This is a genomic window from Scandinavium sp. UTDF21-P1B, assembly GCF_040750395.1.
Classification (GTDB): Bacteria; Pseudomonadota; Gammaproteobacteria; order Enterobacterales; family Enterobacteriaceae; genus Scandinavium.
The window spans coordinates 44,603-63,967 of record NZ_JBFLVD010000029.1; the positions used below are offsets into that span (position 1 = coordinate 44,603).

General features: G+C 57.7%; 14 protein-coding genes. 7 read left to right on the forward strand and 7 right to left on the reverse strand.

Annotated elements, in window-relative coordinates; translation table 11 throughout:
- Nucleotides 1–37: 37 nt before the first annotated feature.
- Nucleotides 38–1,456, reverse strand: coding sequence for a H(+)/Cl(-) exchange transporter ClcA (gene clcA, locus AB1287_RS19935; RefSeq protein WP_312626206.1), 1,419 nt, complete (start codon nucleotides 1,454–1,456; stop codon nucleotides 38–40).
- A gap of 180 nt (nucleotides 1,457–1,636) precedes the next feature.
- On the opposite strand from clcA, the gene hemL reads away from it, so the two are divergent.
- A complete protein-coding gene (hemL, locus tag AB1287_RS19940; RefSeq protein ID WP_435618860.1) occupies nucleotides 1,637–2,917 on the forward strand; it encodes a glutamate-1-semialdehyde 2,1-aminomutase in 1,281 nt (426 codons plus the stop codon).
- Nucleotides 2,918–3,017: 100 nt separating this feature from the next.
- Here the strand turns inward: hemL and fhuB are convergent, their stop codons facing one another.
- The 6 genes from fhuB to hrpB all read right to left on the reverse strand — a co-directional run bounded on the left by fhuB (nucleotide 3,018) and on the right by hrpB (nucleotide 14,470).
- On the reverse strand, nucleotides 3,018–5,000 hold the full coding sequence (gene fhuB, locus AB1287_RS19945) for a Fe(3+)-hydroxamate ABC transporter permease FhuB (RefSeq protein ID WP_435618861.1): 1,983 nt from the start codon (nucleotides 4,998–5,000) through the stop codon (nucleotides 3,018–3,020).
- Entirely contained in the window at nucleotides 4,997–5,887 is an 891-nt protein-coding gene (fhuD, locus tag AB1287_RS19950) for a Fe(3+)-hydroxamate ABC transporter substrate-binding protein FhuD (RefSeq protein ID WP_435618862.1), read from the reverse strand. Before fhuD ends, fhuB begins: the two co-directional genes overlap by 4 nt.
- Nucleotides 5,887–6,684, reverse strand: a complete 798-nt coding sequence (gene fhuC / locus AB1287_RS19955) for a Fe3+-hydroxamate ABC transporter ATP-binding protein FhuC (RefSeq protein ID WP_435618863.1) — start codon at nucleotides 6,682–6,684, stop codon at nucleotides 5,887–5,889. The genes fhuD and fhuC overlap by 1 nt, the downstream gene beginning before the upstream one ends.
- Nucleotides 6,685–6,733: 49 nt before the next feature.
- Nucleotides 6,734–8,980 (reverse strand): ferrichrome porin FhuA, encoded by a 2,247-nt coding sequence (fhuA, locus tag AB1287_RS19960; RefSeq protein ID WP_435618864.1) that lies wholly within the window; start codon nucleotides 8,978–8,980, stop codon nucleotides 6,734–6,736.
- A 294-nt stretch (nucleotides 8,981–9,274) separates the two neighbouring features.
- Nucleotides 9,275–11,809, reverse strand: a complete 2,535-nt coding sequence (mrcB, locus tag AB1287_RS19965) for a bifunctional glycosyl transferase/transpeptidase (RefSeq protein ID WP_312626196.1) — start codon at nucleotides 11,807–11,809, stop codon at nucleotides 9,275–9,277.
- Between the two features lie 231 nt (nucleotides 11,810–12,040).
- Nucleotides 12,041–14,470: an ATP-dependent helicase HrpB gene (hrpB, locus tag AB1287_RS19970; protein ID WP_435618865.1), complete on the reverse strand. Its 2,430-nt coding sequence runs from the start codon at nucleotides 14,468–14,470 to the stop codon at nucleotides 12,041–12,043.
- Nucleotides 14,471–14,542: 72 nt separating this feature from the next.
- Here hrpB and thpR point away from each other — a divergent pair, with 72 nt between their 5' ends.
- From thpR to folK, 6 genes are all read left to right on the forward strand, one after another.
- Nucleotides 14,543–15,073: an RNA 2',3'-cyclic phosphodiesterase gene (gene thpR / locus AB1287_RS19975; protein ID WP_312626194.1), complete on the forward strand. Its 531-nt coding sequence runs from the start codon at nucleotides 14,543–14,545 to the stop codon at nucleotides 15,071–15,073.
- Between the two features lie 11 nt (nucleotides 15,074–15,084).
- Nucleotides 15,085–15,813, forward strand: a complete 729-nt coding sequence (gene sfsA, locus AB1287_RS19980; protein ID WP_312626192.1) for a DNA/RNA nuclease SfsA — start codon at nucleotides 15,085–15,087, stop codon at nucleotides 15,811–15,813.
- 152 nt (nucleotides 15,814–15,965) lie between these two features.
- Nucleotides 15,966–16,421 carry an RNA polymerase-binding protein DksA gene (gene dksA, locus AB1287_RS19985; protein ID WP_097162920.1) on the forward strand — a complete coding sequence of 152 codons (456 nt, stop codon included), beginning with the start codon at nucleotides 15,966–15,968 and terminating at the stop codon, nucleotides 16,419–16,421.
- A 68-nt stretch (nucleotides 16,422–16,489) separates the two neighbouring features.
- Nucleotides 16,490–17,371 carry a tRNA glutamyl-Q(34) synthetase GluQRS gene (gene gluQRS / locus AB1287_RS19990; RefSeq protein ID WP_435618866.1) on the forward strand — a complete coding sequence of 294 codons (882 nt, stop codon included), beginning with the start codon at nucleotides 16,490–16,492 and terminating at the stop codon, nucleotides 17,369–17,371.
- A 57-nt stretch (nucleotides 17,372–17,428) separates the two neighbouring features.
- A complete protein-coding gene (gene pcnB, locus AB1287_RS19995; protein ID WP_312626280.1) occupies nucleotides 17,429–18,826 on the forward strand; it encodes a polynucleotide adenylyltransferase PcnB in 1,398 nt (465 codons plus the stop codon).
- Nucleotides 18,823–19,302, forward strand: a complete 480-nt coding sequence (gene folK, locus AB1287_RS20000) for a 2-amino-4-hydroxy-6-hydroxymethyldihydropteridine diphosphokinase (RefSeq protein WP_435618867.1) — start codon at nucleotides 18,823–18,825, stop codon at nucleotides 19,300–19,302. Before pcnB ends, folK begins: the two co-directional genes overlap by 4 nt.
- Nucleotides 19,303–19,365: the final 63 nt, after the last annotated feature.

Below are 19,365 nucleotides of genomic sequence, written 5' to 3' on the forward strand. Positions count from 1 at the left end.
GTCTTTTCGCTCATTATCCAATACCTGACTAAATCGTTCAAGTATTCTCCCCGACGGGCTGTTTCTCTTTCGCCGCGTTTTCGGCCTCCTGCTTCGCCAGCGTTCGCGCCAGGATCGAGGAATAAAGCGGCTTGCCGCCGAGGAATTGTGCCAACAGTGTTGCGCCAAGACAGGTAATAATCATTGGCAAAATGAGCTGATAATTGTCGGTCATTTCCAGCACCAGCACGATCCCGGTCAGCGGGGCACGCACCGAAGCGGCGAACAAGGCCCCCATTCCGGCAATCGCAAAGGTGCCCGGCTCAAGATGATATGCCGGGAACCACGCGGTCGCAGCCATGCCAAATGCCGTACCTAAAAGCGTGCCCAGCGCCAGCATCGGCGCAAAAATCCCGCCTGGTGCCCCTGATGAAAAACAGAGCAGCGTGGTGACGACGCGGGCAATAAAGATAAACATCAGCAGGCCAACGGTGTAATTCCCCGCCGCCGCAATCGGAATCAGGTTAAAGCCACCGCCTGCCGCTTCAGGCTCGATTAGCCCAAGTACGCCGCAGATGCCGCCAAGCAGGCCGCCAATCAGCACCCATTTTTTGACATTGCCGCCGTGGATGCGCTGGAACATATCCTGCGTGCGCAGCACCAGGCTATTGAACAGCGGGCCGAAGCAGCCAAAAATCATCCCCAGGACGAGGTACAGCCACAGCGTGTTGACCGGCGCGTTGGCGAGCTTGCCCACCTCAATCACCGCCGTTTCCCCGTTAAAGATACGGAACACCACGCTGGACATAATAACGCCGATAAACACGGCCTTGATGGAAATCAGGTTGTAGCGAAACTGCGGGCGCATCTCTTCGATGATAAACAGGATCCCCGCCAGCGGTGCGTTAAACGCCGCCGCAAGACCCGCCGCCGCACCGGTCGCCAGCAGCGAATGACGCGCCTCGGCCGTTCGTAGCCGGAAAATATCGAGCACCATGCGCCCGATATTGCCACCGAGCTGTACCGTCGGCCCTTCTCGCCCCAGCACCATTCCGGCACCAAGCGTACCCATGCCGCCGATAAACTTCACCGGCAGCACACGCCACCAGCGCACCGGGCGAAGCTCTTCGAGCGCCCCTTCGATTTCAGGAATGCCGGAACCACCCGCTTCTGGCGCAAAGCGGCGCACCAGGTAATAACCGACCATCGCCAGCAACGCGGAAAGAATAAAGGCCAGCGGCCAGACCCAAAACCAGTGATTCGCTGCCTGGGCCAGCGTGCCAATTCGCACGTTCTGCACCCAGTTAACGGCTTTCTCAAACGCAACACCGACCAGCCCCGCCAGCGTACCGACGACGGCGGCCATCAGCAGAATTGCCAACGGCGTTTTATCCCTGCGAACTAAACGACGAACCGCATCCCCGCGGCGCAAACGAACGATTTGCTGTGATTCAAAAGAGGGAGTTTCTGCTTTCATGCCATTAATCATTTATTGGTAATACAAATTGCAGCGCGCATTGTAACCAGCCTGCGGCGGTACGTCGCGTTAAAAGTCCTTCAGAATGACATTGTTTCAATTGGGCAAAACTTTCATAACTTTCCTAGAATACCTTAGAATAGTCGGCTAACACGCTTTCTACGAACCAGGACCCTCGCAATGAGCAAATCTGAGAACCTCTACAGCGCGGCGCGCGAACTGATCCCCGGTGGCGTCAACTCGCCGGTCCGCGCCTTTACCGGCGTCGGCGGCACCCCGCTGTTTATTGAACGTGCCGATGGCGCGTATTTATACGATGTGGACGGCAAGGCCTACATCGACTATGTCGGTTCCTGGGGCCCAATGGTGCTGGGTCATAACCACCCGGCCATCCGCGACGCGGTGATTGAAGCCGCAACGCGCGGTCTGAGCTTCGGCGCACCGACCGAAATGGAAGTCAAAATGGCGGCGCTGGTCACCGAACTGGTGCCGACCATGGACATGGTTCGTATGGTGAACTCCGGTACCGAAGCCACCATGAGCGCCATCCGTCTGGCGCGCGGCTTCACCGGCCGCGACAAAATTATCAAATTTGAAGGCTGCTATCACGGTCATGCCGACTGCCTGCTGGTCAAAGCGGGCTCCGGTGCGCTGACCCTCGGCCAGCCAAACTCTCCGGGCGTTCCAGAGGATTTCGCGAAGCACACCCTGACCTGCACTTATAACGATCTGGATTCCGTTCGCGCGGCGTTTGAGCAGTATCCGGAAGAGATCGCCTGCATCATCGTGGAACCCGTAGCGGGCAACATGAACTGCATTCCACCGCAGCCGGCGTTCCTGCCAGGCCTGCGTGCGCTGTGCGACGAGTTTGGCGCGCTGTTTATCATCGACGAAGTGATGACCGGTTTCCGTGTCGCCCTGGCGGGCGCGCAGGACTACTACGACGTGGTGCCTGACCTCACCTGTCTGGGCAAAATCATCGGTGGCGGTATGCCGGTTGGTGCGTTTGGTGGACGTCGCGAAGTGATGGAAGCCCTGGCCCCAACGGGCCCGGTTTACCAGGCGGGTACGCTCTCCGGTAACCCGATTGCGATGGCGGCAGGTTTTGCCTGTCTGACGGAGGTCGCTCAGCCTGGCGTGCATGAAACGCTGACCAGCCTGACTAACCAACTGGCAGACGGCCTGTTACGCGCGGCGAGTGAAACGGGTGTTCCTCTGGTGGTGAACAACGTTGGCGGCATGTTCGGGATTTTCTTCACCGACGCCAAAACCGTGACCTGCTACGCTGACGTGGTGAAATGCGACGTTGAACGCTTCAAAAAGTTCTTCCACCTGATGCTGGAAGAAGGCGTGTATCTGGCGCCGTCAGCGTTTGAGGCGGGCTTTATGTCCGTGGCGCACAGCGAAGAAGACATCAATAAAACGATTGATGCGGCTCGTAAGGTGTTTGCCAAAATCTAAAGCAAAACGGCAACTTCAGTTGCCGTTTTTAGTCTTTGCACCCTCTCCCTGTGGGAGAGGGCTGGGGTGAGGGCATCAGGCCGCAGAGGAAGTGCTTTTATTACCGGCTCTGCTTCCTCAGCAAATAAATAAAGTACGGCGCGCCGATAAACGTCGACAGCAGCCCCGCCGGGATCTGGTACGGGAACAGCAGCATACGGCCACACCAGTCCGCAAACACCAGCAAAATCCCCCCGACTAACGCCGACAGGATCATGTGCGGCATCGTGCGACGGAAGCCCATCATCCGCGCAATATGCGGCGCCATCAGACCAATAAAGCTCAGCGGGCCGATGGTCATTGTGGCGGTTGCCGTCAGGCTTGCCGCCAGCAGCAGCAGAAGAACGCGGGTCAGCGTCAGTGCCATGCCAACGGCTCGAGCGGTGTCACCACCGAGCGGCAGAATCGTCAGCCAGCGTCGACACAACGGTGCCACAGCCAGCAGCACGATCATCACCAGCCCCGTGCGCCAGACCTGCTCGTAAGAGGCGTTATACGTCGAACCGGAAATCCAGGTGAGAATTTGCGCCATGCGCGGATCGCCGCTCGCCTGGAGCATCATCAGCAGCATGGTAAACGCGGTGCTGAGCGCCATACCGGCCAGCAGCATTCGGTGCGGAGAAAAACCGCCCCGCCCGGCAGCAATCAAAATGATCATCAGCGTTGCTGCGGCTCCAAGACTGCCTGCTGGCAGCAGCCAGCCAAAGGCGTTGCCCGGCACAAAGAAGAGCATCAGCACCACGCCGAACGCGGCACCGGATGAGATCCCCAATACTTCCGGGCTCGCCATTGGATTGCCGGTCAGGCGCTGAATAATGCATCCGGCTACCGCCAGCATCATCCCGGCGATCAGAGCCGCCAGAATGCGCGGTGCACGCCATTCCATCAATGCATTGAGAAGATCGCCACTCGCCCAGTGCCAGCCGTGGGCGTCACGCCCCAGCGTCAGCGCGACAAGCATCCCAAGTAGCAGAACCCCAGCCCCAACAAGCGACCAGGTCAGCACTCGCTGCCGTTCGCTGTAAATACGATCGCCCGCGTTCATCGCCGGCGCGCTGATGCTACGCAGGCGCGGCAGCAGCCACAGCAGCAGCGGTGCGCCAATCAGCGCCGTCACGGAACCGGTAGAGACTTCCATCCACACCGTCGAGAGCCAGAGGATAATCTGATCGGATAGCCAGAGGATCAGCGCACCAATCAACGGTGCGAGCATCAGGCGAGCCAGCAGGCGACGCGCGCCAAGCATTTTCGCCAGCAGCGGTGCGAACAGGCCGATAAAACCGATAATACCCACGGCATTGACCAGCAGAGCGCTGATCGCGATAGCCAGCGTCAATGCGCCCAGGCGCGCCAGAGACAGCGCCAGCCCGAGATTGCGCGCCACGCCGTCGTCCAGCCCCATCAGGGTCAGCGGCCGCAGCAAAAGCAGGGTCAGCATCACGCCGCCGAGCAGCTGCGGCCACAGCTGCTGCACCACGCTCCAGTCGGTTTGCGTCAGCGTCCCGGTGCTCCAGAGGAACATGCTTTGCAGCTGGTCGTGATGGAAAATCACCAGCAGCTGATTCACCGCCCCGCAGTACATGCTGACGACCAGCCCGGCGAGGATCAGCGTCACCGGCGAAAGACGTTTGCCCCAGGAGACGCCGAACACCAGCGCCCCAACGATGCAAGCGCCCGCCAGAGCAGCAAACTGCGTGGAAAACGCACCGGGCAGCACCCACAGCGTAGTAATGGTGATCCCAAGTTGTGCGCCGGTTGCCACGCCGAGCGTGGTCGGTTCCGCTAACGGGTTACGCAGCACCTGCTGGAACAGCACGCCAACCAGCCCGAGACCTGCCCCTACCAGCAGGGAAATCACCAGTCGCGGCAATAAGCTGTAGTGGAACAGCATCTGGCTGATGCTGTCGATATCAGGCTGCCAGAGCGCTTCGCGCCACTGAGCACGCGGCAGAGCGACGTTAAAATTGTGCCAGCTCAGCCAGGCTGAGGCGATAAACAATCCCAGAAGCAGCAGCGCCGGGAAGCGCGCGATACGCGGCCTCATGCCTTGCCTCCCAGCGCGTTATCAAGAATGCGGACAAAATTCATCACCGAGAGCGTTGCGCCGTAGAACCACACGGCGGGTACGCGCTGGAAACGATTTTGACGAACAAACGGCATCGCCTGCCACAGCGGGGTTGCCATTAGCTTTTGCATATCAGTTTCGTTGCCGTGATCGAAGCAGATCACATCAGCATCTTTAAACACGCCGAGCCGGTCAATACCCACCACCTGACTGCCCCAGAAGTTGGTTTCCCCCTGCCAGACGTTAACAATCCCGTAATCATCAAGGATTTGCTGGAACAGACAGTTTGGCCCGAAAGCCAGCACGTGGCGGGCATCGAGCTGCGTGATCATCAACAGCGGACGGCTGCCTCGGGCGGCAAAGCGCGGTTTGCGCTGCGCCACGAATTCGTCGAAATGCGTAAGATGTGCGCGAGCCTGTTTGTCCATCCCCAACAGCTGTCCCATTTCGAGAAGCGACTGACGGGCATTGGCAAGCGGGTGTCTGCCATCGCTGAAGTTAAAACCGCGCCCCGGCGCGATACGCGCCAGCTTTTCCGGCGCCGGGCCATAGCCAGCCGACCAGAACATGTAGGACGGCTTCATTTCGGTCAGCAGTTCAAGATTGGGTTCAGTGCGCAGGCCAACGTCAATAACCGACGCAGGCAGCGTCGGTTCGTTCACCCACAGGTTGTAATTAGGGATATCAGCGACGCCATAAGGCGTGATGCCCAGCGCCAGCAGCAACTCCACCGGCAGCCATTCGAGGGCCACGATACGGTGCGGATCCACCGCAGCGGCGTGCGCGCTTTTCATCTGCCAGAGCAGAGGAGACAGGGCCATCGCCGTCAGTAAGCGACGACGGCTAATCAGATGAGAATCATTCATCAGTAGACAAAACTTACCGGGGCCGCGCCTGCGGGATGCGGCAGTATGCCCATCGGAATGCCGTAAATCTGTTCGAGCGTTTCGCCGCGCATCAGCGTCTCCGGCGTGCCCTGAGCAATCATTTCTCCACCGCGCAGCGCCACCAGGTAGTCGCAGTAACGCGCGGCCATGTTGATATCATGCAGTACAGCAACCACCGTTAAGCCACGCTGCTGGCTCAGGCGATGGACCAGCGCCAGCACATCGACCTGATGAGCAATATCCAGCGCGGAAGTTGGCTCGTCGAGCAGTAAACAGCGGCTGTCCTGCGCCACCAGCATCGCAATCCATGCGCGCTGACGTTCGCCGCCGGAGAGGCTGTCCACCAGCCGATGGGCCAGCGGCTTCAGGCCGACTAACGCTATCGCCTCTTCCACTTTTTCGCGATCCGCCACGCCGAAACGCCCCAGCGCACCGTGCCACGGGTAGCGGCCAATCGCTACCAGCTCGCGTACCGTCATCCCTTCCGCCTGCGGCAGCTGCTGCGGCAGATAAGCGACTTTGCGGGCAAAAGCTTTACTGTTCCAGCTCTCAAGCGGCTGTCCGTCAAGCAGAATATCGCCATCGGACGGTGACTGGTGACGGCCTAACATTTTCAGCAGTGTGGATTTTCCCGAACCGTTATGGCCGATAAGGCCGGTCACTTTACCGGGAGGAAAGGTCAGCAAAAGCGGGTGCAGCAGCGTACGGCCTGGTACACGAAAAGTAACCGCGTTCAGGGCGAACGTGGTGTCGGTCTGAGTTGTGGTGTCCTGCATAACGGCCAACTTGTTAAAAGGGCACGGCGAACCGTGCCCAAAGACGAGATTAGAAACGGAAGGTGGCGGTAGCCACAATCTGACGCTCCGCGCCCCAGAAGCAACCGTAAGTGTTGAAGCAGCTCGCCACATATTCACGATCGAACAAGTTGTTCACATGAAGAGCCACGCTGGAACCCGCCATGCCAACACGCGCAAGATCGTAGCGCACTAATGCATCAACAACGGTATAACTACCCACCTTGAAGGAGTTTGCTGGATCGCCGTAGCTGGAGCCCGTCAAACGCCCACCAGTGCCTAACGTCAGACCAGAAAGTGCACCGTCATAGAAGGTGTAATCGCCCCACAGGGATGCCATGTGTTTTGGCACCTGCGCAGGGGTGTTACCTTTCAAAGTCGTATCCGTCGTATACTCAGCATCGGTGTAGGTGTAGGAACCCACCACATTGACGCTGGCAGACAGTGCGGCTTTCGCTTCAACCTCAACGCCACGCGCACGGATCTCCCCGCCCTGTACAGAGAAGAATGAACCCGCCGGGTCAGCCATCAGATTGTTGGTCTTCGTCAGCTGATATACCGCACCGGTGATCACGATTGGGCGATCTGCTGGCACATATTTTACACCCGCCTCGTACTGTTTACCTTTAGAAGGTGCAAACAGATTGCCCTGGGCGTCTGTTTGTGAGGCAGGTTCGAACGACTCGCTGTAGCTGAAATATGGCGTCACACCATTATCAAACAGGTAGTTAACGCCACCGCGCCAGGTAAACTGCTTATCGTCACGCTCTGAAGTTGTACCCGCCACTCGGTTAAAGGAACTCTGATCGGCCCAGTCATAACGGCCACCCAGCGTAACTAACACCTTATCCCACTGTGCCTGGTCCTGAACGTACAGGCCCGTTTGCTTCTGACGGTTCAGTACCTGATAAGGACCTGAGTTAGACGGATCTTTCGAGTTAAAATCAAAGTCGCTATAGACAGGATTGTAAAGGTCCAGCAGCGGTACCGAGCCATCGTAGCCAAACCAGGAGTTGATGTCGTTACGCATACGCATAAAATCGACTCCCGTCAGCAAGGTATGATCTACAGAACCCGTCGCAAATTTACTCTGCAGCTGCGTATCAACGTTAAAGTTTTGCAGCTTTTCATTATCAACAACGTATTTACGCGCCAGGTAACGGCCTTTGTCTTCAGGCGCTAACGCCGAGCAAAGCGAATTGAAGCTGTTTGCAGGATCGGAACAGACACCATAACCGTACACGCTGTTTTGCGAGGTTTTGTTCTCTGCAAAACGCAGGTTCTGACGCACGGTAAAGGTATCGTTAAACGCGTGGTCGAAGCTGTAGCCCACCATCTTCTCGTTACGAGAATAGGTATTATTCTTCGCACCTTCGTTGAAGTCGGTAGGCAGACGCTTACCGTTTGGCAATGGCTCAACCGTACCCTCTTTTGGCAGCCAGCCGTAATAGCCCGTATCTGGCTCATTCTGGAAGTAAGAGAGGAAGGTGAAGTTCGTTTTATCATCCGGGCGCCAGGAGAAAGACGGCGCGATAGTATAACGCTGTTCCTCTGCACGCTCTTGCTGTGCATTGTTAGAACGCGCCAGCCCCGTTAATCGGTAGGAATAAACGCCGTTATCATCAATGGAATCGCTGAAATCAAAGCCAGTCTGAAGCAGGTTATCGGTCCCCACTTTAAACTGAATTTCCTTTAACGGTTCCGTCGTCGGGCGTTTGCTGACCATATTCAGTAAACCGCCAGGACTGCTTTTTCCGTACAGGACAGAAACCGGACCGCGCAGAATCTCCGCACGCTCAAGCATGTAAGGGTCAACGATCGCATCGTTGTAGAAGTTACCCTGCAGCTTCATGCCATCCAGATAGTTATTCTGGCTTTGGCCATCCGCAGCAAAACCGCGGATCACCAGATAGTCATAAGTATTCGAAGCACCACGGGTGCCTGTCGCCACGCCCGGGGTATAGCTTAAAGCTTCCTTCACCGATTTCGGCTGATGCAATGCCATTTCTTCGGCTGTGACCACAGAAATAGACTGAGGAACTTTTTGAATAGGCGTGTCGGTTTTCGTACCGGTCGCAGACTGACGCGCAGCGATGGTCGCTGCAGGACCCCAAGCGCTTTCTGTCGGCGCAGGTGCTGCCGTCACGGTAATGGTTTCTTCTTTCGGTTGTGTTGCCGCATGTGCAAAAGCGGACATGCCGCCGACCGCTGTGGCTACTACCACGGCAAGCTTACGCAGCGAGGTATTAATTGGCTGAGCAGTGTTGAGACGCGCCATTGTTTTTCTCTGATGATATTGAGTGAATGATAACGTAAACGAGAATTATTATTATGCCCGCAAAATAATAGGCGAAACGCGGAAGGCATGGCAAGCGGAATACATCCCTGGCCGAAGTGAGGGTTTAAAAAATAACCTTGTGGTTGCCATGGAGTTATGAAGAGGTTAATGCCGAGTTTGAAAATCCCCTCACCCCGGCCCTCTCCCCAAAGGGGCGAGGGAGAAAACCGAAGAGCCAAATCGCCCCCTAACCTTCTCCCTTGAAGGGAGAGGGTTAGGGTGAGGGGCTAATAGTTAATTCCCGCCAAACATATCCTTAATCCAGCCAGCCACGCCGTCGCTCTTCTCCTGCTTCGGCTGTTGTTGCTGTTGTGGCTGCTGCTGAGGCTGTTGCGGATTGTCGCCGCTGAACGGATTCGCGTCCTGCTGCTGTTGCTGCATCGCCTGGCTCTGCTGGCAGAGCTGATCCGGATTGGTCGTCCAGACCGGGAGCTGACGCATTCCGCCGCCGCCGCAGATAAAGTTGCCGTTGTCGTCGACGCCCATATTGACGATATCTTCCGGTGCTGTCAGATCCAGCGGGATCGGCGACTCGTTGGAGAGATAGCGCTGATAGATGGACATCGCGCCGCTGGCACCGTACAGCTTCGTCGGCTGGTTGTTGTCACGACCCACCCAGGTGATCACTACTTCGCGGCCGTCAATCCCGGCAAACCAGGTATCGACGTTGTTGTTGGTGGTCCCGGTTTTCCCTGCCAGATGCAGGTTCGGGTATTTTGCCCCCAGCTGACGGCCGGTACCACGCTGTACAACCTGCTGCATGGTCCACAGCGTCATATACGCCGCCTGTGCAGGAACAGCGCGTTCCGCCTGCGGATAGCTCTGATAGAGCACGGTACCATCTTCGGCTATGACCGAGCGCAGGGCGGAAAGCGGAGCCCGGTTACCGCCGCTGGCGATGGTCTGGAACGCCTGCGCCACTTCGATTGGCGTCAGGTTCAGCGCCCCCAGCAGCATCGCCGGCACGGCGTTGAGCTGATCTTTCGGCGCGCCCAGCTTCTGCCAGGTATCGGTCACGGCTGGCAGGCCAATCGCCATCCCGAGGTTTACCGTCGGCACGTTCATGGAGCGAGTAAGCGCGTCCACTAACATCACCTGCCCGCTGAAGCGCTTGTCGTCGTTCTGCGGCGACCACGTCTGACCATTCGACAGGTGGATCGTCACCGGCGCATCGGCAATCCAGGTATTCAGTCGATAGGTGTTCGGCTGGCTGAGCGCGGTCAGATAGGTTGCCGGTTTTGCCAGGGAGCCAATCGAGCGACGAGCCTGCATCGCACGGTTGTAGCCCGCAAACTGCGGCTCTGCCCCGCCAACCATCGCCCGCACTTCACCGGTCATTCGGTCGACAATCACCATTGCCGTTTCGAGATCGGCCAGCTTACGCTGTTTCTTCAGTACCGGAATGCCTTCGGTAGCCGCTTTTTCAGCGGCATCCTGTGCGACAGAGTCAAAGGTGGTGAAGATTTTCACGCCGGAAAGATCTTTCACCTTATCGCCGAGCTTCGCCTGCAGCTCCTGGCGCACCATCTGCATAAAGGCTGGCTGCGGGGAGATCACGCCACCGCGTGGCTGCACGCCCAGCGGACGTGCGCTCAGCATGTCGTACAGCTCCTGATCGATCACCTTCTGCTGCTGCAGCAGGCGCAGAACCAGGTTACGACGCTCCAGCGCCAGTTTCGGGTTACGCCACGGGTTGTAGATCGACGCCCCTTTCACCATACCTACCAGCAGCGCCTGCTGGTCGAGGCTCAGCTCTTCCACCGGGCGACCAAAGTAGTAGAGGCTGGCCAGCGGGAAGCCGCGAATTTCATTGTCGCCGCTCTGACCGAGATAGACCTCGTTCATGTACAGTTCGAGAATGCGATCTTTGCTGTAGCGCGCGTCCATGATCAGCGCCATATACGCTTCGTTAGCCTTACGCCAGTAGGAGCGTTCGCTGGAGAGGAACAGGTTTTTAACCAGCTGCTGGGTCAGGGTACTTGCGCCCTGCACCGTACGACCTGCCGTCAGGTTCGCCAGCACTGCACGCCCCATGGAGTAGAAGCTAATGCCGTCGTGCTCGTAGAAGTGACGGTCTTCGGTCGCAATCAGCGTATCGATCAGCAGATCCGGGAAGCCGCTACGTGGCACAAACAGGCGCTGCTCGCCGTTCGGCGAGGACATCATGGTGATAAGACGCGGATCGAGACGGAAGAAACCGAACTGGCGGTTGTTCTCCATGTTGGTGATCGAATCCAGACGATCGCCGTCGAAGGTCAGACGCGCACGCACCTGCCCTTCTTTGCTGTCCGGGAAATCAAACGGACGGCGGATCATCTCGATACTGTTCGCCTGCACGGTGAACTCACCCGGACGAGTCATCGCGGTGACCTGGCGATACTGCGTCGCGGTCAGCAGGCGAACCATCTCACCTTTGCTGATCGACATATCCGGCTCAAGGCTGACCATGCGGCCATAAACCGCCGCCGGCAGCTGCCAGACTTTTCCGTCGATACGGCTGCGAATTTTCTGATCAAGGTAGACGCCGTAAATCGCCATCAGCACCGCGAAAACGATGCCGAGCTTTACCAGCAGCCAGAACCAGCCGTATTTACGCCGTGGTTTTTTACCTTTGCCTTTCCCGTTGCGCGGCATGGGTTCGTCTTCCTCATCATCGTAATCGTCATCGTCGTACTCATCGTCCCGAAGACGACGACGGCTAATCTTTTGCTTTGCCGGGCGCGCAGGCTTGCCTTTGCGCCCAATCGGCTCGCGGTCATTCCCCGCCATACATTTTCTCCGCTAAATTCAGGCGTAAGCGCCTGATTCTCTTTTCTTTCACGCTCAGGTGAAAGAAGAAATCTCTCAAAATAAACAGCAAAATCGTCCCCTCAGGGGCGATTTTTAATGTTTGCTCCCTCTCCCGTGGGAAAGGGTCGGGGTGAGGGCACCAGCACGCACTCATCAATACATCGCCCGGCGGCGCTTCGCTTGCCGGGCCTACAAATGCGTTTACCTTCTTTACGAATACTTCTTCGTGCGCCGCGTCGGGGCCGTGCTCGCCGGATCGTCCGGCCAGACGTGTTTCGGGTAGCGCCCTTTCATCTCTTTTTGCACTTCACGGTACGCGCCGGCCCAGAAAGCGCTAAGGTCACGCGTAATTTGCAACGGCCGCTGCGCCGGGGAAAGCAGCTCCAGCACCAGCGCCACGCGGCCCTGAGCAATGGTCGGCGTCACGGCCTCGCCAAACATTTCCTGCATTCGCACAGAAAGCACTGGCGGATTATCGGCATCGTAACGCAGCCCAATCCTGCTTCCGGTCGGCACAGTGTAATGCGTGGGTAACTCACTATCCAGACGTTGTCGCAATGACCACGGCAGAAGTCCCTGTATCGCCTCGCGAATATTCAGCGCCTTCAGGGCCTTGAGTGAATGCACGCCGCTCATGTGTGGCAGCAGCCATGACTCCAGCCCTGCCAGCAGCGCCTCATCGTCCACCGCAGGCCACTCGTCCTCCGGCAGCCAGCGTGCAGCGCATTGAATACGCAAGCGTAGCTGCTCCGCTTCGGGCGTCCAGTTCAGCACGCTCAATCCTTTATCACGAATACCGTTGAGCATCGCCTGATGCAGCTCCTCTTCGGACGGTTTAGCCAGCGGTTGTACTTTCACCGTCAGCTGTCCGATGCGGCTGCGCCGCCAGGCCTTCAGCGTGCCCTGATTCTCATCCCATTCGATGGTGTCGGATTGCGTGAGCAACGCCGGGCACGCTGCCGCCAGCGCATCAACGTCCAGCGGCTGCGCCTGCAATATCCGCGCATCCGGTGACTGGCTGCCCTGCAATAACAAAGGTGCAATCAGCCACTCATAACGGCTCAGCGCATCGTCAGCATCAAGCATCGCCCCCATGCCGTTAGCCAGCTGATAGCGCCCTTCCTGCCCACGGCGGCGGGCGATACGATCGGCAAAGCCCTGCGCCAGCAAGGCTGGAATGAGTCCGGCATCGGTTGATCCGCAGGGAGAATTCAGACGCTGCGCCAACGCCCTCGCACGCTGCTGCCAGTTGGGCTGATTGCGGGAAAAGGCCGCACTCAGATCGGCATTGCCACCGCGCGGCGGCTCTTCGAGAATTGCGGCAAGCTTAGCCGCCGTCGCCACGTTATCCGGCGTTGTCGCGGCAATCAGCATCGCCGCCAGACGCGGATCGTTGCCGATGGCCGCCATCTTCTGCCCTTGTGGCGTCAGCTGTTTACCATCATATGCGCCAAGCTGTGACAACAGCTGACGAGCCGCCATCAGATGGGTTTCAGGAGGCTTGTCCAGCCAGTTCAGCTGTGACGGATCCTGGCAGCCCCACTGCAACAGCTCCATCAGCAGCCCACAGAGATCGCTTTGCAGAATCTCCGGTTCGCCCTGAGGCGCAGCGCGCTCGGCCTGCTCTTTGCCAAGCAGATGCAGACATATCCCCGGTTCAAGACGCCCCGCGCGCCCGGCGCGCTGCGTCATGGAGGCCTGACTCACGCGCTGGGTGACCAGCCGGGTCAGCCCGGTACGAGGATCGAAACGCGCCACTCGCTCCTGGGCGCAATCCACCACCAGCCGGATCCCCTCAATGGTCAGGCTGGTTTCGGCGATATTCGTTGCCAGCACCACTTTTCGCGTGCCTTTCTCCGCTGGCAGAATCGCTTTGCGCTGATCAGCCAGCGACAGCGCACCGTACAGCGGGCAAAGCGCGACGTCCGTGCCAACTCGTCCGGCAAGCTGCTCCTGCACGCGCTGGATCTCCCCGACGCCTGGCAAAAACAGCAGTAAAGAACCAGACTCCTGGCGCAGCAGTTCAGCCGTAGCTATCGCCACCGCTTCGTCAAAGCGCTGATGGGCAGGCAGCGACAGATAGCGTCGTTCCACCGGAAATGCACGGCCTTCTGAGGCAATGACCGGTGCGTCCGGCAGCAGCGTTTGCAGGCGGGCATTATCGAGCGTTGCCGACATGATCAGCAGCTTAAGATCGTCGCGTAACCCGGCCTGAACGTCGAGCAACAGCGCCAGCGCCAGGTCGGCCTGCAGGCTGCGCTCATGAAATTCATCGAGGATCACCAGCCCCACGCCGCTGAGCTCAGGATCGCGCTGGATCATGCGCGTCAGAATCCCTTCGGTCACCACTTCAAGCCGGGTGTTTTTGCCAACGCAGGTTTCCGCGCGCATCCGGTAGCCTACCGTTTCGCCGGGCTTTTCGTTCAACAGTTCGGCCAGACTCTGGGCGACGTTGCGCGCCGCCAGCCTGCGCGGTTCAAGAAGGATAATTTTGCCCTTGATGTCGCCGGCGTGAAGAATTTGCAAGGGCAGCCAGGTCGATTTACCAGCCCCGGTGGGCGCGTTCAGCAATACCTGCGGCGCAGCGTTGAGCGCCTGAAGAAGATCGGGAAGAACAGCGGCGACGGGCAATGACGACACAACGGGCTCCAGGGATGACTTTAACGGGCCCGGCATTGTAGCATTGCACCAAATCATTACCGAGCCCCGCGCATGCCTGAACCCAAAAGACTGTTTTTCGCCCTTGAACTGCCCGACGACGTTCAGCAGCAGATTATCCATTGGCGAGCCGCAAATTTTCCCGCCGACGTCGGGCGCCCGATCGCGGCAGCAAACCTGCATCTGACGCTGGCGTTTCTCGGTGAAGTCAGTGCAGAAAAACAGCGGGCGCTGGCGACAATGGCCGGACGCATTCGCCAGCCGGAATTTACGCTGGCTCTGAACGATGCCGGACAATGGCTGCGTTCACAGGTGGTGTGGCTCGGTACGCGCCAGCCTCCTCGTGGGTTGCTGCAGCTGGCGAATATGCTTCGCGCTCAGGCAGCACGCAGCGGCTGTTACCAGAGCCCACAGCCGTTTCACCCGCACATCACGCTGCTGCGCAATACCGCCCACGCGGTACCCATTCCCGCGCCAGGCTTTAGCTGGCAGGTGCCGGTGACGGCATTCGGACTGTACAGTTCTGATTTTTCCCGCGGGCGCACCCGCTACACCCGCCTTGAGCGCTGGACGCTCAACGACTGACAAGGATCGCTATGCAATTTTCTCCGCCGCTGAAGTCCGCCCGTTTAATTCAACGCTATAAACGCTTTCTGGCTGATGTCGTCACCCCTGAAGGGGAAGTACTCACTTTGCATTGTCCCAATACCGGCGCAATGACCGGCTGTGCTACGCCGGGCGATACCGTCTGGTATTCCACGTCGGACAGTAAGACCCGTAAATACCCGAATACCTGGGAAGTCACGCAGACGCAAAGCGGCGCGTTTATTTGTGTCAACACATTACGGGCCAATCAGCTGGTAAAAGAAGCGATCCAGGCGAACGTCATCTCGGAACTTTCTGGCTATAGCGTGTTGAAAAATGAAGTGAAATACGGTGAAGAACGCAGCCGGATTGATTTTATGTTACAGGCAGATAACCGCCGCAACTGCTATATTGAAGTGAAATCGGTCACGTTGGCGGAAAAAGAGTACGGTTATTTTCCCGATGCGGTAACGGAGCGTGGCCAAAAGCATTTGCGAGAGTTGATGGGGGTGGCGGCCTCAGGCGATCGTGCCGTGGTGTTATTTGCGGTCCTTCACTCTGCCATTACCCGTTTTTCACCCGCGCGCCATATCGATCCGAAATACGCGCAATTGTTGATTGAGGCACAAAACAAGGGGGTGGAAATTCTGGCTTATAAAGCGGAACTTTCTGCCGACAATATGACTCTGATAGAGCCGTTGCCCGTGGTGCTTTCACCGGTGATAACGGCTGAACAATAAATGTGCTGGTCGCGTGCGCAAATACGCTTTTCCTCACAGGGTTGTCAAGTGTTACGTTTAGACAATTGCTATCCTGAAAAGCATCTGCTATTTATAGCGGCCTGATTTTTCCCCCACATGGGGATCGATAGTGCGTGTTAAGGAGAAGCAACATGCAAGAAGGGCAAATCCGTAAAACATCGTCCCTGAGTATTCTCGCCATCGCTGGGGTGGAGCCATACCAAGAGAAGCCGGGTGAAGAGTATATGAACGAAGCCCAGCTGTCTCACTTCAAGCGTATTCTTGAAGCGTGGCGTAACCAACTCAGGGATGAAGTTGATCGTACCGTGACACACATGCAGGATGAAGCTGCCAACTTCCCGGACCCGGTAGACCGTGCCGCTCAGGAAGAAGAGTTCAGCCTCGAACTGCGTAACCGTGACCGCGAGCGTAAGCTGATCAAAAAGATCGAGAAAACGCTGAAGAAGGTCGAAGACGAAGATTTCGGCTACTGCGAATCCTGCGGTGTGGAAATCGGAATTCGTCGTCTGGAAGCGCGTCCAACTGCCGATCTTTGCATCGACTGCAAAACGCTGGCGGAAATCCGCGAAAAGCAAATGGCTGGCTAAGCCACCTAATTGCATCATCTACCATGGCGGGAGCACTCTCCCGCCTTGTTCTTTTCTGAACCTTAGACATGGCAAACTCTGATTATATCGGGCGCTTTGCGCCTTCCCCTTCGGGTGAACTCCATTTTGGTTCACTGATTGCCGCTCTCGGCAGCTATTTACAGGCCCGAGCCCGTCAGGGAAAGTGGCTGGTCCGCATTGAAGATATCGATCCCCCCCGTGAAGTTCCCGGTGCCGCACACACAATTCTGCGTCAGCTGGAACATTATGGTCTGCATTGGGACGACGAAGTGTTGTGGCAATCTCAGCGCCACGAAGCCTACCGCGAAAGGCTGGCGTGGCTGCACGAGCAGGAACGGAGCTATTACTGCACCTGCACCCGTGCGCGTATTCAGAGCGTCGGTGGAATTTATGACGGCCACTGCCGCGAATTACACCTCGGCCCGCAAAATGCGGCGCTGCGTTTGCGCCAGACTTACCCGGTTTTAAATTTCCACGATGGATTGCGCGGCAATATTGTCGCCAACGAACCGCTTGCCCGCGAAGATTTTATTATTCATCGCCGGGACGGGTTATTCGCCTACAACCTTGCCGTTGTGGTCGACGACCATTTTCAGGGCGTGACGGAGATAGTACGCGGCGCAGATTTGATTGAGCCTACCGTGCGGCAAATATCGCTGTACCGGCATTTCGGCTGGAGTGAACCTGATTATATTCACCTGCCGCTGGCGCTGAATCACGACGGCGCGAAATTATCAAAACAGAATCATGCCCCTGCACTATCCACCGGCGATCCGCGCCCGGAAATTATTCGGGCATTACAGTTTCTTAATCAGACTATTGTTAATGAGTGGCAGGATTGCTCACTTGAGAGCCTGCTGGAAAATGCAGTAGCGAACTGGAGCCTTACGGCGGTAAAAGATTCTCAAATGCTCCCCGGTGAGCTATGATTAGCCGCAATTTTTTGTCCTCACGACTTCCGACTGACACGATAACCGAGGTGTAACATTTTTACCCGAGTCGCTAATTTTTGCCGTAAGGTGCTAACCCGTGATGAAACCGGGGCTGAAACCGTCGACGTAAAACCAGAAATGACGGTCATTCCGCGTGAGCAGCACGCTATTTCCCGCAAAGATATCAGTGAAAATGCCCTCAAGGTGCTCTACCGCCTGAACAAAGCGGGCTATGAGGCCTATCTCGTCGGCGGCGGCGTACGTGACCTGCTGCTGGACAAAAAACCCAAAGATTTTGACGTGACGACCAGCGCCACGCCTGAGCAGGTGCGCAAGCTGTTCCGCAACTGCCGCCTGGTCGGTCGCCGTTTCCGCCTGGCCCACGTCATGTTTGGCCCGGAAATCATTGAAGTCGCCACCTTCCGTGGCCATCACGACGGCTCGCCGGACGACCGCGCCACCTCTCAGCGCGGCCAGAACGGCATGCTGCTGCGCGACAACATCTTCGGCTCCATCGAAGAAGATGCCCAGCGCCGTGACTTCACCATCAACAGCCTTTACTACAGCGTGGCAGATTTCACCGTACGTGATTACGTCGGCGGCATGCGTGATTTACAGGACGGCGTGATTCGCCTGATTGGCAATCCGGAAACCCGCTACCGCGAAGATCCGGTGCGCATGCTGCGTGCGGTGCGTTTCGCCGCCAAGCTGAATATGAGTATCAGCCCGGACACGGCTGAGCCGATCCCACGCCTGGCCACGCTCATCAACGATGTGCCACCTGCGCGCCTGTTTGAAGAATCTCTGAAGCTGCTTCAGGCCGGCTATGGTTTCGAAACCTACAAGCTGCTGCGCGAATACAGCCTGTTCCAGCCGCTGTTCCCGACCATCACCCGCTACTTCACCGAAAACGGTGACAGCCCGATGGAGCGCATCATCAGCCAGGTGCTGAAAAATACCGATAACCGCATTCACAACGATATGCGCGTCAACCCGGCGTTCCTGTTTGCCGCCATGTTCTGGTATCCGCTGCTGGAAACCGCTCAGCGCATCGCCCAGGAAAGTGGCCTGGCCTACTATGACGCTTTCGCGCTGGCAATGAACGACGTGCTCGACGAAGGCTGCCGTTCGCTCGCCATTCCAAAACGCATTACCACGCTGGTGCGCGACATCTGGCAGCTTCAGCTGCGTATGTCACGTCGTCAGGGTAAACGTGCCTGGAAGCTGATGGAGCATCCGAAATTCCGCGCCGCCTACGATCTGCTGGCGCTGCGTGCCGAAGCAGAAGGCAACCACGAACTGCAGCGTCTGACGCAGTGGTGGGGCGAATTCCAGGTCGCGGCTCCTCCGGCGCAGAAAGACATGCTCAACGGCCTGGATGAAGAACCGGCCGCGCGCCGTCGTCATCGCCGTCCACGCAAGCGCGCGCCGCGCCAGGGTGGAAACGCGTGACACGCGTTTATATCGCCGTCGGCAGCAATCTGGCTTCACCGCTCGATCAGGTGAATGCCGCGATTGCCGCGCTCGGCGAGATCCCTGAAACGAAGATCGCTTCCGTGTCATCGTTTTACCGCACGCCGCCGCTGGGCCCGCAGGATCAACCTGATTACCTCAACGCCGCCGTGGCGCTCGACACAAGGCTGGAGCCAGAAATCCTTCTGGATAATACTCAGCGCATTGAGATCCGGCAGGGCCGTGTTCGTAAAGAGGAGCGCTGGGGCCCGCGCACGCTGGACCTCGATATCATGCTATTTGGCGATGCCGTGATCCACACCGATCGCCTGACGGTGCCGCACTACGACATGCATAACCGTGGCTTTATGCTTTGGCCGCTGGCCGAAATTGCACCGGACCTGATTTTCCCTGACGGCACATCGCTGACCTCACTCCTGCAAACGCTTAACAGCACAAAACCTGCTCACTGGTAAACGGGAAACCGATTGCCCGCCCCGGCACGCCTGATACAATGCCCCCAGATTCGGCTTTCGTTA

Excerpts from the sequence above, each read along its gene's own strand:
- clcA (WP_312626206.1), bottom strand. The coding sequence starts at position 1,456 with ATGAAAGCAGAAACTCCCTCTTTTGAATCACAGCAAATCGTTCGTTTG.
- hemL (WP_435618860.1), top strand. The coding sequence starts at position 1,637 with ATGAGCAAATCTGAGAACCTCTACAGCGCGGCGCGCGAACTGATCCCC.
- fhuB (WP_435618861.1), bottom strand. The coding sequence starts at position 5,000 with ATGAGGCCGCGTATCGCGCGCTTCCCGGCGCTGCTGCTTCTGGGATTG.
- fhuD (WP_435618862.1), bottom strand. The coding sequence starts at position 5,887 with ATGAATGATTCTCATCTGATTAGCCGTCGTCGCTTACTGACGGCGATG.
- fhuC (WP_435618863.1), bottom strand. The coding sequence starts at position 6,684 with ATGCAGGACACCACAACTCAGACCGACACCACGTTCGCCCTGAACGCG.
- fhuA (WP_435618864.1), bottom strand. The coding sequence starts at position 8,980 with ATGGCGCGTCTCAACACTGCTCAGCCAATTAATACCTCGCTGCGTAAG.
- mrcB (WP_312626196.1), bottom strand. The coding sequence starts at position 11,809 with ATGGCGGGGAATGACCGCGAGCCGATTGGGCGCAAAGGCAAGCCTGCG.
- thpR (WP_312626194.1), top strand. The coding sequence starts at position 14,543 with ATGCCTGAACCCAAAAGACTGTTTTTCGCCCTTGAACTGCCCGACGAC.
- sfsA (WP_312626192.1), top strand. The coding sequence starts at position 15,085 with ATGCAATTTTCTCCGCCGCTGAAGTCCGCCCGTTTAATTCAACGCTAT.
- dksA (WP_097162920.1), top strand. The coding sequence starts at position 15,966 with ATGCAAGAAGGGCAAATCCGTAAAACATCGTCCCTGAGTATTCTCGCC.
- gluQRS (WP_435618866.1), top strand. The coding sequence starts at position 16,490 with ATGGCAAACTCTGATTATATCGGGCGCTTTGCGCCTTCCCCTTCGGGT.